Origin of the sequence: Streptomyces sp. NPDC059668, from assembly GCF_042734135.1 — a bacterium.
Taxonomy (GTDB): domain Bacteria; phylum Actinomycetota; class Actinomycetes; order Streptomycetales; family Streptomycetaceae; genus Streptomyces.
Genome location: NZ_JBHWEL010000054.1, coordinates 18,534 through 33,384, shown reverse-complemented (window position 1 = coordinate 33,384; position 14,851 = coordinate 18,534). Strand labels below are relative to the sequence as shown.

Below are 14,851 nucleotides of genomic sequence, written 5' to 3'. Positions count from 1 at the left end.
CCACACCGAGCCCGCGCGGGTCATTGCCCGCGCCCGCCCCCGTCCCTCCCCCCCCGCGCCGCCCCCGCCGTCCCCTCCCCCCGCGCCCCCCCCCCACACCACCCCCCCGGAGGGGCTACGCGGCGAAACGGTCGGCCAGTTCCTTGGCCCTGATGGCGGCCGCGTCGAGCGCCTTCGTGCGGGAGGCCTCGAAGAGCGGGACCAGCTCGGACATCGCCGGGTTGTGCGGGGCCATGGTGAGCTCCGGGACGATGAAGTCGAGGTCGAGGCCGAGGGTGTCGCGCAGGATGGCCTCCAGGTAGTTCTGTACGTACTCGTAGCCCTCGCGGGGCGTGCCCGGCGCGTACGAACCGCCGCGGCTGGCGACGACCGTGACCGGGGTGCCCTTGACCTTCGAGTCCTCGGCCATGGCGGTGCGGCCGATGAGGATCACGTTGTCCAGCCACGCCTTGAGGGTCGACGGGATCGCGTAGTTGTACATCGGCGCGCCGATCAGGATCGCGTCCGCGCGCTCCAGCTCCTCGATGAACTCCAGCCGCTCGGCGAAGGCGGCGGCCTGCTCCGGGGTGTGCGCGTCCGCCGGGGCGAAACCGGCGGTGTGGGCGTCGGCCGTGATGTGCGGAGCCGGGTTCGCGGCGAGGTCGCGGTAGATCACGGTGCCCTGCGGGTGCTGGTCCTCCCAGGCCTTGCGGAACGCGTCGCTCACGGTGCGCGAGGTGGAGGCGGAACCCGGGAAAACGGACGAGTCGATGTGGAGGAGGGTGGCCATGGGGGATCTCCAAAAGGGTGTGGCGGGTCGAGCCGACGGGACGGATCCCGTGGGCTTCTTTTTTGTACTCGACTAGAGATAACACAGCTACTTACTTTTTTTCATCCCCAAAGGAGAACGGCAGTACTCTGGAGCCATGCCAGAGCTGGGAGCACACGACGTGGGGCCGTGCCAGAAGGTCGACGACGGCATGGCCCGGGTCTTCCAGCTGTTCGGAAAGCGCTGGACGGGCCTGATCGTGGCCGTGCTGCTGCCGCACCCCGTGCACTTCGCCGACCTGCGCCGGGCGATCCCCGGCATCAGCGAACGGATGCTCTCCGACCGCCTCACGGAACTCGCCGCGGCGGGACTCGTCGTGCGCGAGGTCGACGAAGGTCCCCCGCTGCGGGTCTCGTACGGCCTGACGGAGGCCGGCGCCGCGCTGGAGCCCGCGCTGCTGGAACTGGGGAGCTGGGCGGAGAAGCATCTGCCGGGAAGCCCGCAGTGTCCCTCCGAGCTCAGGAAGTGAGCGGCCCACCGCTCATCGGGAGGATTCCGGAGAGGTCCGGGAGCGGAGCGGGGGGACCGGGAGGCGGCCCTCGCACGAGGTGATCGTCCACAGGCGCGGAGTTGTCCACAGGGTCTGACGCGTTTCGGCCACCGGCTGTACCGTCGTCACGAGTTGATGTTCGTGCGTGCGGGGGAGGCGGTCGCCATGACCGAGCTGGGTACGAGGGCTGAGGCGCTCCAGGCGCCCAGGGTGTCCGGGGTCTTCGCGGTCCCGGGGTTCGCGGGCTGGCCCGCGCAGGGCTCGCCCAAGGAGAAGGGCAAGTCGCTCCGTGCCCGGGTGCCGCGCACCGCGCACGCCGAGCTGACCCCTGACACCGACCGGCCGGACGTTGTGACGGTGGTCGAGGAGTCCAACCGCGGCAGAATTCCCGAGCTCACGCCGATACGGGTCGGCAGGATGGCCGCCACCCCCTTCGCCTTCCTGCGCGGTTCGGCCGGCCTGATGGCGTACGACCTCGCACGCACCCCCATGACCGGTGTCGACGCCCAGATCTGCGGCGACGCCCACGCGGCGAACTTCGGCCTGTACGGCGACGCGCGCGGCGGCCTGGTCATCGACCTGAACGACTTCGACGAGACCGTGCGCGGCCCGTGGGAGTGGGACCTCAAGCGCCTCGCCGCCTCGCTCGTGCTCGCGGGCCGGGAGGCGGGCGCGGACGAGGACACCTGCCGCAAGGCGGCCAACGACGCCGCCGGTGCCTACCGGCGCACGATGCGCCTCCTCGCCAAGCTCCCCGTGCTGGACGCGTGGAACGCCATCGCGGACGAGGAGCTCGTCTCCCACACCGACGCCCACGACCTGCTCGGCACCCTGGAGCGGGTCTCGGAGAAGGCGCGGGCCAACACCAGCGGGCGGTTCGCCGCCAGGTCGACGGCGCCGGTCGAGGGCGGCGGACGGCGCTTCGTCGACGCGGCGCCGGTGCTGCGCCGGGTGCCCGACGCGGAGGCGGCAGCGGTCGCGGCCTCGCTGGAGCAGTACCTGACGACGGTCTCGGAGGACCGCCTCCCCCTCCTCGCCCGGTACGCGGTGCACGACGTCGCCTTCCGCATCGTCGGCACCGGCAGCGTCGGCATGCGTTCGTACGTCGTGCTGCTCCTGGACCACCGCGGCGAACCCCTCGTCCTCCAGGTGAAGGAGGCTCGCGCCTCGGCGCTGCTGCCGCACCTGGCGACAGCCGGTCACGCCGTACCGGCCGTGTCGCACGAGGGCCGCCGTGTCGTCCTCGGCCAGAAGCGCATGCAGGTCGTCAGCGACATCCTGCTCGGCTGGACCACGGTCGAGGGCCGAGCCTTCCAGGTGCGGCAGTTCCGCAACCGCAAGGGCAGCGTCGACCCCGCCGCGCTCGCCGTCGACCAGGTCGACGACTACGCCCGCATGACCGGCGCGCTCCTCGCGCGCGCCCACACGCACAGCGCCGACCCGCGTCTGATCGCCGGCTACTGCGGAAAGAACGAGGAGCTCGACGAGGCCGTCGCCACGTTCGCCGTGGCCTACGCGGACCGCACGGAGGCGGACCACGCGGCCCTGGTGACGGCGGTCCGGGAGGGGCGGATCGCGGCGGAGCAAGGAGTCTGAGCGCGGAAGCGGACGCGGAGATTCTCCGGGTGCCAGGGTGCGGCCGGGGGAGCGGGAGGCCTCAGTCGGTGGTTCCGGGTGAGCCCGGCGAGGCGTGGCCTACGCTGGGCGGGTGACGACCCCGGAAGCCGAGCACAGCCAGTCCGACCGCATCGAGGCCGAGGATGCCCGGTCCCAGGATGCTGGGGATGCCCAGTCCGCCGCCCCGGCCTCGACCACGGCAGCCGAAGACGCGGCGCCCGAGAACGGGACCCCCCAGGACGCGGGTGCCGAGAGCGTAAGTGCTGCGGGAACGGGCACCGCGGGAACGGGCACCGCGCAGGTGGGTGCCGAGAACCTGAGCCAGGAGAGCTCGGACGCGCGGAGCCTCGACGAGCCGGGCGCGGGCGACCAGCCGGGCGCGGACGATCGGAACGAGGACTCCGACACCTCGGCGCCCGATGCTCCGGGCTCCGGGAGCGACGCACCGCAGGGCGAGGCGCGGCCCGAGGCGCGGCTCGAACGGGCGGTGCGGGCGGCCGAACAGGCGCTGATCGAGTTCGAGATCGCCGTGGAGACCTTCCGCGTCGAGGTCGAGAACTTCTCGCGGCTGCACCACCAGAAGCTCGGCCCCATGTACTCCCGGCTCGACGAGCTGGACGCGCAGATCGCCGAGGCACAGGCCGCGCGTACCGGGGACCCGGAGGACATACGCAAGGCGGACGAGGCGCGGGCACGGGTCATGCCGATGCCCGGGGTCGAGGAACTGTTCCACGGCTGGATGGACTCGGAGGGACTGTTCCCGGAGGCCGTGGCGATGCTGACGGAGCAGCCCGTGCGGCCCCCGCAGCGGGTCCGCCCCAGCGACGAGGCCCGCAAGCTCTACCGTGAGCTCGCCCGCAAGGCCCACCCCGACCTGGCCCAGGACGAGGACGAGCGCGTGCGGCGCGACGAGTTCATCTCCCGGGTCAACGCCGCGTACGCCCGGGGTGACGAGGCGCTGCTGCGGGAGCTCTCCGAGGAGTGGGCGGCGGGTCCGGTGCCCAAGGAGTGGAAGCCGAGCCGCAGCGAGGAGCTGTACGCCCGTCTCGAGTGGCTCTCCGAACGCAAGGAGATGCTCACTCACGTCGCCCACGAACTGGAGGAGAGCGCCATCGGCGCCATGCTCAAGCTCGCCCCGGACGACCCCGACCGGCTCCTGGAGGAGATCGCCGAGCAGCTGCTGGCCCAGGTCGGCGAGCGCGAGGCGGAGCTGGCCCGACTGGTCGGCTAGGACCTGGTCCGTCGGCCCGCCCGGTCGGGTAGCGTCGGAGGCATGCAATTTGGATCTGGTGTGCCCACGGTCGAGATCGGCGATCTCGCGGACGGAGACTTCCTGCTGGACGTCCGCGAGGACGACGAGTGGCAGGCGGGTCACGCCGAGGGGGCGCTGCACATCCCCATGAGCGAGTTCGTCGCGCGCTACGGCGAGTTGACGGAGGCGGCGCCGCAGGACGGCAAGGTCAACGTGATCTGCCGTTCCGGCGGCCGTTCCGCGCAGGTCGCGATGTATCTGGTCCAGCAGGGCATCGACGCCGTGAACGTCGACGGCGGCATGCAGGTCTGGGCCGCCTCCGGCCGCCCCGTGGTGGACGACAAGGGCGCCGCCGGCTTCGTGCTCTAGGCACCCCGGCGAGGCCCCGGCCGACCCCGGCATCCGCCCCGCCGGCGCTCACCGCGCCGGTCGGGGTGTCGGTTCGGGCACCGGTTCGGGCGTCGGCCCGGGTCCGGTTCCGGTGTGCGGTCGGTCACCCCAGGGGATGGGTCGCGAGCAGGTCTCCCAGCGCCTCCTCATGAGCGGCCGCCGGTCCGAGTGACAGCTCCAGGTGCTTGGCCCAGGCGTGATAGCGGTGCAGTGGGTAGTCGGTGTCCGCGCCGAACCCCCCGTGCAGATGCTGCGCCGTCTGCACGACCCGCCGTACCCCCTCCGACGCCCAGATCTTGGCGACGGCCACGTCCCCGGCCACCGGCAGCGGACCGCCCGCCCCCGCACCGCCCGCCCCCGCACCGTCCGCCCCCGCACCGTCCGCCCCCGTACCGGCAGCTCTCGTGCCGATCCGCCACGCGGCCTGCCAGAGTGTCGCCTCCATCGCGCGCAGGTCGATGTAACGGTCGGCGGCCTGCACGGCGACGGCCTGGAACGTGGCGACCGGAAACCCGAACTGCTCGCGCTTGCCGGTGTAGGCGCTCGTCATCCCGAGAACCCTCTCGCCGAGCCCGAGTGCCAGCGCACAGGTCCCGGTGGTCAGCAGTTCACGCAACCGCTCCCACGCCCCCTCCGCGTCGATGACCTGCCGGGCGGGTATCCGCGCGGACTCCAGACGCAGCTCGCCCAGGCGTTCCCCGGTGGTGGAGATCTGCTCACCGAGCACGGTCGCCTCGTGGCCCCGGGGCACCAGCGCGAGGACGGTCCGGCCGTCGCGGGTGTGCGCGGGTACGACGACGAAGTCCGCCCCGTGTGCCCACGCGACCGCCGTCTGCACGCCGTCCAGCAGCCATGCGTCACCGTCCTGCCGGGCGGTCACGGCGCGGTCGGCCGGCTCGTGACCGGTACGTCCGTTCGCCGCGACGGTCAGCACGACCTCGCCCCGGCCCGCCCGCGCGAGCAGCCCGGACTTCATCTCCTCGCTGCCGTACTCCTGCACGACGACCGCGGCCGCGGTGCTCTCCAGCAGCGGTACCCGCGCGAGTACCTTCGCGGACTCGCGCAGCACCAGGCACAGCGCGATCGGGTCCAGGCCCGCTCCGCCGTACGCGGAGTCCAGCAGCAGACTCAGCAGGTCCGCGGCGGCGAGCTTCGCCCACAGTGCCCGGTCGAAGTCGTCGGCGACGGCGCCCGCGGTGAGCGCGGGGCTCGGCACCCCGTCCGGCGCGACCCCGCCGAACACCGCCTCCGCCGCCTCGACCGCCGCCTGTTGTTCCTCGGTGAAGGTGAAGTCCACGGTCCTGTCCTTCCACGCGCCGACCCACCGCCCGGGCGGCTCGCCCGGTACCGGACAGGGCACCCGATCTGACGGAGCGTCAAGATAGAACAGGTTCTACGAGAAGGGAACGGCCGGCCCGCCTCCGGCTACCGGTCGAAGTCCAACTCCACGCTCTCCGTGGCCGGACGGGACTGACAGGCCAGCACGTACCCCGCCTCCGTCTCCTCCGGCTCCAGCGCGAAGTTGCGGTCCATCCGCACCTCGCCGGAGACCAGGAAGGCGCGGCAGGTCCCGCACACTCCGCCCTTGCAGGCGTAGGGAGCGTCCGGTCGGTTGCGCAGCACCGCGTCCAGGAGCGATTCGCCGTCCTGGACGGGCCAGGTCCCGCCGCGGCCGTCGAGCCGAGCCGTCACCGTGCTGTGCGCGGGAGCCGGTATGCCGGGAACCTTCGTGTCCCCGCCGTCCACGTGGAAGATCTCCTCGTGGATCCGGGTCCGTCCCACACCCAGCCCGCGCAGGGCGCGCTCGGCTCCCTGCACCAGACCGAACGGCCCGCACAGGAACCACCCCGCCACCCGGTCCACGGGCAGCAACGCCGGAAGCAGCTGCGCCAGCCGCTCCTGGTCGAGCCGCCCGGACGGCAGCCCCGCCTGCTGTTCCTCCCGGGAGAGCACGGTGACCAGCTGGAACCGCTGGGGGAAACGGTCCTTGAGGTCGGCGACCTCTTCCAGGAACATCGTCGACGCGGACGTCCGGTCGCTGCGTATCAGACAGAACCGCGCCTCGGGCTCCCGCGTCAGCAGCGTCGCGACGATCGACAGCACCGGCGTGATCCCACTGCCGCCGATCACGGCCGCGTACAGCCCGGCCGCCGGTTCCAGCGTGAACCGTCCCGCCGGTGTCATCACCTCCACCTCGTCACCGACGGCGATCTCCTTGAGCGCGTACGTCGAGAACGCTCCGCCGTCGACCAGGCGCACCCCGACCCGCAGGGTGAGCGGACCCTCGCCATCCGGTGCGGGTGCGGGGGAGCAGATGGAGTAGGTGCGTCGAATCTCCGTGCCGTCGACCGTGCGCCGCAGCGCGAGGTGCTGACCGGGAGCGTGCCGGTACGCCGCGCGCAGGGCGGGCGGCACCGCGAAGGTCAGGGCCACCGAGTCGTCGGTGAGCCGGTCGACCGCGGCCACCGGGAGCGGGTGGAAGCGAGCCATCACAACTCCTTGAAGTGGTCGAACGGTTCACGGCAGGACAGGCAGCGCCGCAGTGCCTTGCAGGCGGTGGACGAGAAACGGCTGAGCAGTTCGGTGTCGGTCGATCCGCAGTGCGGACAGCACACGGGCTCGTAGGTGTCCTGGGCCGCCGGCCGCGTCAGTGTGCGCGTCGGTCCCAGTCCGACCGTCACCGGACCCGTCCCCCGTCCGCCGCGCGGCGGCGCTATCCCGAACTCCCGCAGCTTGCGGCGGCCTTCGTCCGAGATGTCGTCCGTCGACCAGGCCGGGCTGAGCACCGTCCGTACGGACACCTCCCGCACCCCGTGCTCGTGCAGTACGCGCTCGATGTCCACGGTCATCGCCTCGACGGCCGGACAGCCGGTGTACGTCGGGGTCAGCTCCACGTCGACGGCGCCTTCGCCCCGGACGTGCACGGAGCGCAGTACGCCGAGGTCCTCCAGGGTGAGCACGGGCAGTTCCGGGTCGGGAACGGACCCGGCCAGTCTGCGCAGTTCCTCCTCCAGGGCGGTGGTCGTCGTCACCATGACGCCCCCGGGTGGCTGCGGTGCAGATGCTGCATCTCGGCGAGCATCCGTCCGAAGGACTCGGTGTGCAGTCCCTGCCGTCCGGCGCCGGCGGCCCATGCTCCGGACCGCGGGCCGTCGGGGACCTCCAGCGTCGCGCGACGCAGGACCTCGGTGACGGACTCCAGCCATTCGGTCTCGATCGCGTCCCAGTCGACGTCCACGCCCGCGATCGGCTGGAACATCTCTCCCGTGAACCGCCACAGGGCCCCGCAGGCCTGTCGCATCCGCTCGTGGCTGACGTCCGTGCCGTCGCCGAGTCGCAGGGTCCACTGTTCGGCGTGGTCCTGGTGGTAGGCGACCTCCTTGACGGCCTTTGCCGCGAGCGGGGCGAACACGCCTTCCCCGGCGGCCAGTTGCGCGTACAGGAGCCGCTGGTAGGTGGAGAAGTACAGCTGACGGGCGATGGTGTGCGCGAAGTCGCCGCCCGGCTGCTCGACGAGCTGGAGGTTGCGGAAGGCGCGCTCCTCGCGCAGATACGCCAGTTCGTCCTCGTCGCCGGCCATGGACAGCAGCACCCTGGCCTGACCGAGCAGGTCCAGCGCGATGTTGGCCAGGGCCACTTCCTCTTCGAGGACGGGCGCGTGGCCGGCCCACTCCCCCAGGCGGTGCGAGAGCACCAAGGCGTCGTCCCCGAGGGCGAGGGCCGCGGCGGTCACCGACCCGGACGCCGCGGGTGCCAGGGGCGGCTGCGCCGGGGACCCCTCGGCCGAGGGCGCGTGGGTGCTGGATGCGTTCGTCACAGGTGCTTCACCCCTTCCGGGATCTCGTAGAACGTCGGGTGGCGGTAGGGCTTGTCCGCGGACGGCTCGAAGAACGGGTCCTTCTCGTCCGGGGAGGACGCGGTGATCGCGGCGGACGGGACGACCCAGATCGAGATGCCCTCGCCGCGACGCGTGTACAGATCCCGCGCGTTGCGCAGCGCCAGCTCGGCGTCCGGCGCGTGCAGGCTGCCTGCGTGGGTGTGCGAGAGCCCGCGGCGCGAGCGCACGAAGACCTCCCACAGCGGCCAGTCGTTGGTGGTCATGCGCGCGCCTTCCCGTTCTCGTCGGCCGAGCCGCTTATCTCTCCGGTCGGACCGGCGGTGTGCTTGTCCGCGTAGGCCGCGGCCGCCTCTCTCACCCACGCACCCTCTTCGTGGGCCCGCCTGCGCTGCGTGATGCGCTGGTCGTTGCACGGGCCGTTGCCCTTGAGGACCTCCCAGAACTCCGTCCAGTCGATCGGGCCGAAGTCGTGCTGCCCCCGCTCCTCGTTCCACACCAGGTCCGGGTCCGGCAGGGTCAGGCCGAGTGACTGGGCCTGGGGGACGCAGATGTCCACGAAGCGCTGGCGCAGCTCGTCGTTCGAGTGGCGCTTGATCTTCCAGGCCATGGACTGCGCGGAGTGCGAGGACTCGTCGTCGGGCGGCCCGAACATCATCAGGGAGGGCCACCACCAGCGGTTCACCGCGTCCTGCGCCATCTCGTGCTGCGCGGGGGTGCCACGGCTGAGGGCCAGCAGCAGCTCGTACCCCTGGCGCTGGTGGAAGGACTCCTCCTTGCAGACGCGGACCATCGCGCGTGCGTAGGGCCCGTACGAGCAGCGGCACAGGGGGACCTGGTTGGTGATCGCGGCGCCGTCCACCAGCCAGCCGATGGCGCCGACGTCCGCCCAGGTCAGCGTCGGGTAGTTGAAGATCGACGAGTACTTCTGGCGGCCGGAGTGCAGTTTGTCGAGCAGCTCCTCGCGGCTGGTGCCGAGCGTCTCGGCCGCGCTGTAGAGATAGAGGCCGTGCCCCGCCTCGTCCTGGACCTTGGCCATCAGGATCGCCTTGCGGCGCAGCGAGGGCGCGCGCGTGATCCAGTTGGCCTCCGGCTGCATGCCGATGATCTCGGAGTGGGCGTGCTGGGCGATCTGCCGGACCAGCGTGGAACGGTAGGCGTCGGGCATCCAGTCCCGGGGCTCGATGCGTTCGTCGGCCGCCACCGAGGCGTCGAAAGCGGCCTCGTACGCCGCCGTGGCCCCGGCATCGCCCGCCGGTTCTGCCACCTGCGTACGGGCCGTGCGATGCGCTGCTGCTGTCGCCATGCGGTCCCCCTCGACCTCTCGCTCCCGACCGACCGATCGTTCGGTTCTGTCGATTCAATGGTGGGACGGGCGCCGTAAGGTGTCAACCGCTGTGGATAACCTCGAGGCGACTGTTGTGCCGGGTGTGGCGGACGGGGCTGTGCCGAGGGGCCGAGCCTGAGTACGGTTCCCGTGCGCACGCCGCGGAGTGCTGCGCGCGGGGGTTCGGGCGTCGCGCGCCCGGCGGCGGGAATCGGACCGGGATCGGAATCGGGGCGGAATGGACGCGGACGCGTACGACGAGGGCTCGAACGCCCGGCACGGGCCGGACGGGCCCGGCGGCCCCCTGCGCGAGGGCCCCGTCCCGGCCGGTGCCGTGCCCGATGACGCGTCCCTCACCGCCGCCGCGCCGGAGCCGGCCGGCTCCGCTGCCGGGACGCCCGAGACCGAGGGCCGCGGGTCGGCTGCGTCCGGAGCACCCGAGCCACCTGACACAGAGGCTCCCGAGCCACCCGCCCCCGACACCGAGGCTCGCGAGCCGGCCGGCCCCGAGGCCCCCGTGCCAGCCGGACCGGAGAGCATGGCGCCCGACGACGGTGGAACGGCGCCCGTTCCCGCGGACTCCGGCGCCCGCGTCCCCTTCCCTCCCGTGCTCCCTGCCGCGCGCCCCCTCTCCACGTCCGAAGCGCTCCCGGGGCATCCCGCGGCCGCGGCCGCCCCTGCGCCCGCCCCCGCGCCCGCCCTCACCGGCATCGCCGCCCTCCCCCTGCGGCACCAGATCGTCGCGGCGTTCGCCCTCGCCGCCGTCGGGGTCCTCGCCTGCGTGCATCTCGGGATGGTGTTCCTGCACGTCGCGCCCTCGAACACCGTCACCAAGCAGCACGGCAGGGCGATCGACGAGTGGATCTACCCCGAGTTCGAGCAGAACTGGAAGCTCTTCGCCCCCAACCCGCTCCAGCAGAACATCGACGTCCAGGTCCGTGCCCGGGTCCGCACCACGGACGGCGGCGCCACCGAGACCGGCTGGTACGACCTGTCCGCGCTCGACGGCGCGGCCATCGACGGCAATCTGCTCCCGAGCCACACCCAGCAGAACGAACTGCGCCGGGCCTGGGACTTCTACGTCGGCACGCACGACAACGACAACCGCCCGGTGGGCCTGCGCGGCGACCTCTCCGAACGCTATCTGCGCCGCGTCGTGGTGCTGCGCCTCCACCGTGAGGGGGCGGCCGACAAGGGCGCCGTCGTCGAACGCGTCCAGGTCCGCTCCCGCACCACCAACGTACGGCCCCCCGAGTGGAGCGACGAGCAGGTGCCCGACAAACCCGTCCTGCGCGAGCTGCCCTGGTGGACGGTCCCCGAGAAGGACCTGACGGACACGCGGACGACGGAGGCGAGCGCCCGATGAACCGATTCGCAGCGCCCGTCTCGAGGGCCGTCACCCGGGTCACCGACGCCGCGCTGGGCCCGTACCAGGCCGCCGTGATCCGGATCGGCTTCGCCGCCACCTGGCTGCTGTTCCTGCTGCGGGAGTTCCCCGACCGCCAGGAGATGTACGGGCCCGACGGGCCCTGGAGCTGGGGCCTCGCCCAGCGGCTCGTCGCGGACAACCACGCCTTCACGGCCCTGATGTGGTCCGACAGCCAGGTGTGGTTCGAGACCGTCTACGCGGTGGCCGTGCTCTCCAGCGTCCTGCTGCTGGTGGGCTGGCGGACCCGCACGACGTCCGTGCTGTTCATGGTCGGCGTGCTCTCGCTGCAGAACCGCAGCATCTTCATGGGGGACGGCGGCGACAACGTCATCCACCTGATGGCGATCTACCTGGTGGGCACGCGCTGCGGGCAGGTGTGGTCGCTGGACGCCCGGCGCGCACGGCTCGCGGGGGAGGCACGCGCGTGCGGGGAGGCCTCGCGGGCCGCCGGCCCGGACCGGGCCGGGCCCGTCCTGTGGGCGGGACTCGGCCTGGTGCTGGCCGTGGTGACGTTCGCGGGACACCTCAGCGGCGGCTGGCTGACGGTGTTCTGGGGACTGTGGGCGGTACAGGCGCTGTGGTGGGCCGTCGGCCGCCGGGCGCGCACCCCGCAGCCGCGGATCCTGCTCGACGTGATCGCGAACATGGTGCACAACGCGGCCCTGTTCGTGATCATGGCCGAGGCGTGCCTGATCTACGCGACGGCGGGCTGGTACAAGATCCAGGGCTCGCGCTGGCAGGACGGCACCGCCGTCTACTACCCGCTCCACCTCGACTACTTCTCGCCCTGGCCGGCCCTGTCCGACCTGCTGGCCGCACACGGCACGATCGTGATGCTGGTGACCTACGGGACGGTCGTCGTGCAGGTCGCCTTCCCCTTCACCCTGTTCAACCGGCGGGTCAAGAACGTGCTGCTGGCGGCGATGATGATCGAACACGCCGTGATCGCCGTGGTCCTCGGACTGCCGTTCTTCTCGCTCGCGATGATCGCCGCCGACTCGGTGTTCCTGCCGACGTCCTTCTTGCGACGACTGGGCGGGCTGACGGCACGCGCGCGTGACCGGCTGCTGCCGGGCGGCGTCCCGAAGGTGCCGGGTCAGCGCGAGCGTGGCCCGCGCGTCCCGGAGGGCTCCGAGGACCCGCACGTAGGCTTCACCGCATGAAGGACCCCGCTGACGACCGCGACCGCACGGACGAGCACGACGGCGCGAAGGACCCGGTGGGCACCTGGCACCGGCTCGCCGGCACCTCCGTCCTGCTCGACGGCTTCCACGCCCTCAAGCACGCGGTGCGCTTCGGGGCCGAGGTCCTGACGGCGGTCACCGACGACCGGCGGGCGGCACTGGCCCTCGCCGACGAACTGGCCCCGGACGTGCGCGACGCTCTGGACGGCCTGCTGGTGGAGGTCCCGGAGGCCGCTTACCGGTCCCTGGTCGCGCGTCCGCACCCCACCGCGGTCGCCGCACTGGCCGTACGCCCCTCCCGCGAGGCCGGTCTGCGGGCCCTGTCAGCCACGCCCCGCACCGCGCCGGTGGTGGTGCTCGACCAGCCGCGCAACCTCGGCAACGCGGGTGCCGTGATCCGGCTCGCGGCCGGCTTCGGCGCGACCGGGGTCGTCACGACGGGCACCCTCGACCCCTGGCACCCGACCGTGGTGCGCGGCGGGGCGGGCCTGCACTTCGCGACCGTCGTGGAGCGGCTGACGGTCGCCGAGCTGCCGTCCGGGCCGGTGTTCGCCCTCGACCCGGAGGGCGAGGACATCCGGGGGACCAAGCTCCCGGACGACGCCGTGCTCGCGTTCGGCTCCGAGCGCAGCGGTCTCTCCCCCGAACTGCGGGCGCGGGCCGACCACCTGGTGTCGCTGCCGATGCGCCCCCAGGTCTCCAGCTACAACCTCGCGACCAGTGTGGCCATGACGCTGTTCCACTGGAGCGCCGCCGGGGGCGCACCGGTCGGTTCCTAGGCCTCGCGGCGGACCTCGACGACCCGGAAGCGGTTGGCCACGAACGCGCCGTCGCACAGGGCCGCGTTCGCCGCCGGGTTGCCGCCGGAGCCGTGGAAGTCGGAGAAGGCCGCCGTCTGGTTGACGTACACCCCGCCCGTGAGGTTCAGGGAGAGCTGGGCGGATTCCTCCAGGCAGACCTCCTGGACGGCCTGCTCGAACTCCTCGTCGGTGGTGTACGCGCCGACGGTCATCGCGCCCTTGTCCCGGACGGTCCGGCGCAGCAGCTCCACGGAGTCCGCCGCCGAGTCGACCGCGACCGCGAAGGAGACGGGGCCGAAGCACTCGCTCATGTAGGCGGCTTCGTCGTCCGCCGCTTCCCAGTACTTGCGGGCGCCGTCGAGCTTCACGATCACCGGCGTACGGACGACGGCGTCGGGGAACTCGGGGTTGCTGATCTCCCGGGAGGGGAGGGCGACCTCGCCGAGGCCGGCGGCGGCCTCCAGGCGGGCCTTCACGTCGGGGTTCACGATGGCGCCGAGCAGTCCGTTGGCCCGGGCGTCGTCACCGAGGAGTCCGCCGACCGACCTGGCGAGGTCGGCGACCACCTCGTCGTACGACTTGGGGCCCTCGTCCGTGCGGATGCCGTCCCGCGGGATGAGGAGGTTCTGCGGGGTCGTGCACATCTGGCCGCTGTACAGGGACAGGGAGAAGGCCAGGTTGGACAGCATGCCCTTGTAGTCGGCGGTCGACTCCACGATCACCGTGTTGACGCCGGCCTTCTCGGTGTAGACCTGCGCCTGGCGGGCGTGGGTCTCCAGCCAGTCGCCGAACGCCGTGGAGCCCGTGTAGTCGATGATCCGGATCTCGGGGCGGACCGCCAGGGTCTTGGCGATGCCCTCTCCGGGACGCTCGGCGGCCAGCGCCACCAGGTTCGGGTCGAAGCCCGCCTCGGCGAGCACCTCGCGCGCGATGCGCACGGTGAGCGCGAGCGGCAGCACCGCGCGCGGGTGGGGCTTGACGAGCACTGCGTTGCCGGTGGCCAGGGAGGCGAACAGACCCGGGTAGCCGTTCCACGTGGGGAAGGTGTTGCAGCCGATGACGAGCGCGATGCCCCGGGGGACCGGGGTGAACTGCTTGGTGAGCGTGATCGGGTCGCGCTTGCCCTGGGGCTTGGTCCACTCCGCGGTGTCCGGGGTGCGCACCTGCTCCGCGTACGCGTACGCCACTGCTTCCAGTCCGCGGTCCTGCGCGTGCGGGCCGCCCGCCTGGAACGCCATCATGAAGGCCTGGCCGCTGGTGTGCATCACGGCGTGCGCGAATTCGTGCGTCCGGTCGGCGATCCGCTTGAGGATCTCCAGACAGACCACCGCGCGTGTCTCCGCGCCCGCGTCGCGCCAGGCGCGCTGACCGGCCCGCATGGCGGGCAGCAGCACGTCGATGTCCGCGTGCGGGTAGGTGACGTCCAGCGCGATGCCGTACGGCGAGACCTCGCCGCCCACCCAGTCGTCGGTGCCCGGCTGGCCGAGGTCGAGGCGGGTGCCGAGGACGGCGTCGAAGGCGGCCTTGCCCTCGGCCATGCCCAGGCTGCCGTTCTCGCCGTAGGCCTTGGGGTGTTCGGGATGCGGGGACCAGTACGCGCGTGTGCGGATGGCTTCCAGCGCCTGGTCGAGGGTGGGCCGGTGCTGGGCGATCAACTGGTGCGCGGTGAGTTCGGCGGCCATCGGGGACCAACTCCTCGTCTCAGGAGCGCTTCATCGC

Annotated in this window: 15 protein-coding genes; 7 read left to right on the top strand and 8 right to left on the bottom strand. The window is 72.3% G+C overall.

Going from position 1 to position 14,851, the window contains the following annotated elements; all coding sequences use genetic code 11:
* Positions 1-115 precede the first annotated feature (115 nt).
* Complete coding sequence (locus ACFV2J_RS30310; protein WP_385086176.1) at positions 116-769, bottom strand: FMN-dependent NADH-azoreductase; 654 nt, start codon at positions 767-769, stop codon at positions 116-118.
* 136 nt (positions 770-905) lie between these two features.
* On the opposite strand from ACFV2J_RS30310, the gene ACFV2J_RS30305 reads away from it, so the two are divergent.
* From ACFV2J_RS30305 to ACFV2J_RS30290, 4 genes are all read left to right on the top strand, one after another.
* Positions 906-1,277 carry a winged helix-turn-helix transcriptional regulator gene (locus tag ACFV2J_RS30305; protein ID WP_385086174.1) on the top strand — a complete coding sequence of 124 codons (372 nt, stop codon included), beginning with the start codon at positions 906-908 and terminating at the stop codon, positions 1,275-1,277.
* Positions 1,278-1,463: 186 nt separating this feature from the next.
* Positions 1,464-2,894: a DUF2252 domain-containing protein gene (locus ACFV2J_RS30300; protein ID WP_385086172.1), complete on the top strand. Its 1,431-nt coding sequence runs from the start codon at positions 1,464-1,466 to the stop codon at positions 2,892-2,894.
* A 322-nt stretch (positions 2,895-3,216) separates the two neighbouring features.
* Positions 3,217-4,146: a hypothetical protein gene (locus ACFV2J_RS30295; protein WP_385086183.1), complete on the top strand. Its 930-nt coding sequence runs from the start codon at positions 3,217-3,219 to the stop codon at positions 4,144-4,146.
* A 60-nt stretch (positions 4,147-4,206) separates the two neighbouring features.
* Positions 4,207-4,536, top strand: a complete 330-nt coding sequence (locus ACFV2J_RS30290; protein ID WP_385086182.1) for a rhodanese-like domain-containing protein — start codon at positions 4,207-4,209, stop codon at positions 4,534-4,536.
* A gap of 124 nt (positions 4,537-4,660) precedes the next feature.
* On the opposite strand, the gene ACFV2J_RS30285 is transcribed toward ACFV2J_RS30290, so the two are convergent.
* The 6 genes from ACFV2J_RS30285 to paaA form a co-directional block, all read right to left on the bottom strand.
* Positions 4,661-5,854, bottom strand: coding sequence for an acyl-CoA dehydrogenase family protein (locus ACFV2J_RS30285; protein ID WP_385086170.1), 1,194 nt, complete (start codon positions 5,852-5,854; stop codon positions 4,661-4,663).
* Between the two features lie 128 nt (positions 5,855-5,982).
* Positions 5,983-7,047 (bottom strand): 2Fe-2S iron-sulfur cluster-binding protein, encoded by a 1,065-nt coding sequence (locus ACFV2J_RS30280; protein WP_385086168.1) that lies wholly within the window; start codon positions 7,045-7,047, stop codon positions 5,983-5,985.
* Entirely contained in the window at positions 7,047-7,589 is a 543-nt protein-coding gene (gene paaD, locus ACFV2J_RS30275) for a 1,2-phenylacetyl-CoA epoxidase subunit PaaD (protein WP_385086180.1), read from the bottom strand. The genes ACFV2J_RS30280 and paaD overlap by 1 nt, the downstream gene beginning before the upstream one ends.
* A complete protein-coding gene (gene paaC / locus ACFV2J_RS30270) occupies positions 7,586-8,314 on the bottom strand; it encodes a 1,2-phenylacetyl-CoA epoxidase subunit PaaC (RefSeq protein ID WP_385086178.1) in 729 nt (242 codons plus the stop codon). The genes paaD and paaC overlap by 4 nt, the downstream gene beginning before the upstream one ends.
* 56 nt (positions 8,315-8,370) lie before the next feature.
* Entirely contained in the window at positions 8,371-8,658 is a 288-nt protein-coding gene (gene paaB, locus ACFV2J_RS30265; RefSeq protein WP_148009329.1) for a 1,2-phenylacetyl-CoA epoxidase subunit PaaB, read from the bottom strand.
* Entirely contained in the window at positions 8,655-9,698 is a 1,044-nt protein-coding gene (gene paaA / locus ACFV2J_RS30260; RefSeq protein ID WP_385086166.1) for a 1,2-phenylacetyl-CoA epoxidase subunit PaaA, read from the bottom strand. The genes paaB and paaA overlap by 4 nt, the downstream gene beginning before the upstream one ends.
* 259 nt (positions 9,699-9,957) lie before the next feature.
* Between paaA and ACFV2J_RS30255 the strand changes: the two genes are divergently transcribed.
* The 3 genes from ACFV2J_RS30255 to ACFV2J_RS30245 are packed head-to-tail and all read left to right on the top strand — an operon-like array spanning position 9,958 to position 13,111.
* Entirely contained in the window at positions 9,958-11,085 is a 1,128-nt protein-coding gene (locus ACFV2J_RS30255; protein ID WP_385086164.1) for a DUF5819 family protein, read from the top strand.
* Positions 11,082-12,311 carry an HTTM domain-containing protein gene (locus ACFV2J_RS30250; protein WP_385086162.1) on the top strand — a complete coding sequence of 410 codons (1,230 nt, stop codon included), beginning with the start codon at positions 11,082-11,084 and terminating at the stop codon, positions 12,309-12,311. Before ACFV2J_RS30255 ends, ACFV2J_RS30250 begins: the two co-directional genes overlap by 4 nt.
* Positions 12,308-13,111, top strand: a complete 804-nt coding sequence (locus ACFV2J_RS30245; RefSeq protein WP_385086160.1) for a TrmH family RNA methyltransferase — start codon at positions 12,308-12,310, stop codon at positions 13,109-13,111. Before ACFV2J_RS30250 ends, ACFV2J_RS30245 begins: the two co-directional genes overlap by 4 nt.
* On the opposite strand, the gene paaN is transcribed toward ACFV2J_RS30245, so the two are convergent.
* The gene (gene paaN / locus ACFV2J_RS30240; protein WP_385086158.1) at positions 13,108-14,814 is read right to left on the bottom strand and encodes a phenylacetic acid degradation protein PaaN; all 1,707 of its coding nucleotides are present in this window, start codon (positions 14,812-14,814) and stop codon (positions 13,108-13,110) included. The genes ACFV2J_RS30245 and paaN overlap by 4 nt on opposite strands.
* Positions 14,815-14,851: the final 37 nt, after the last annotated feature.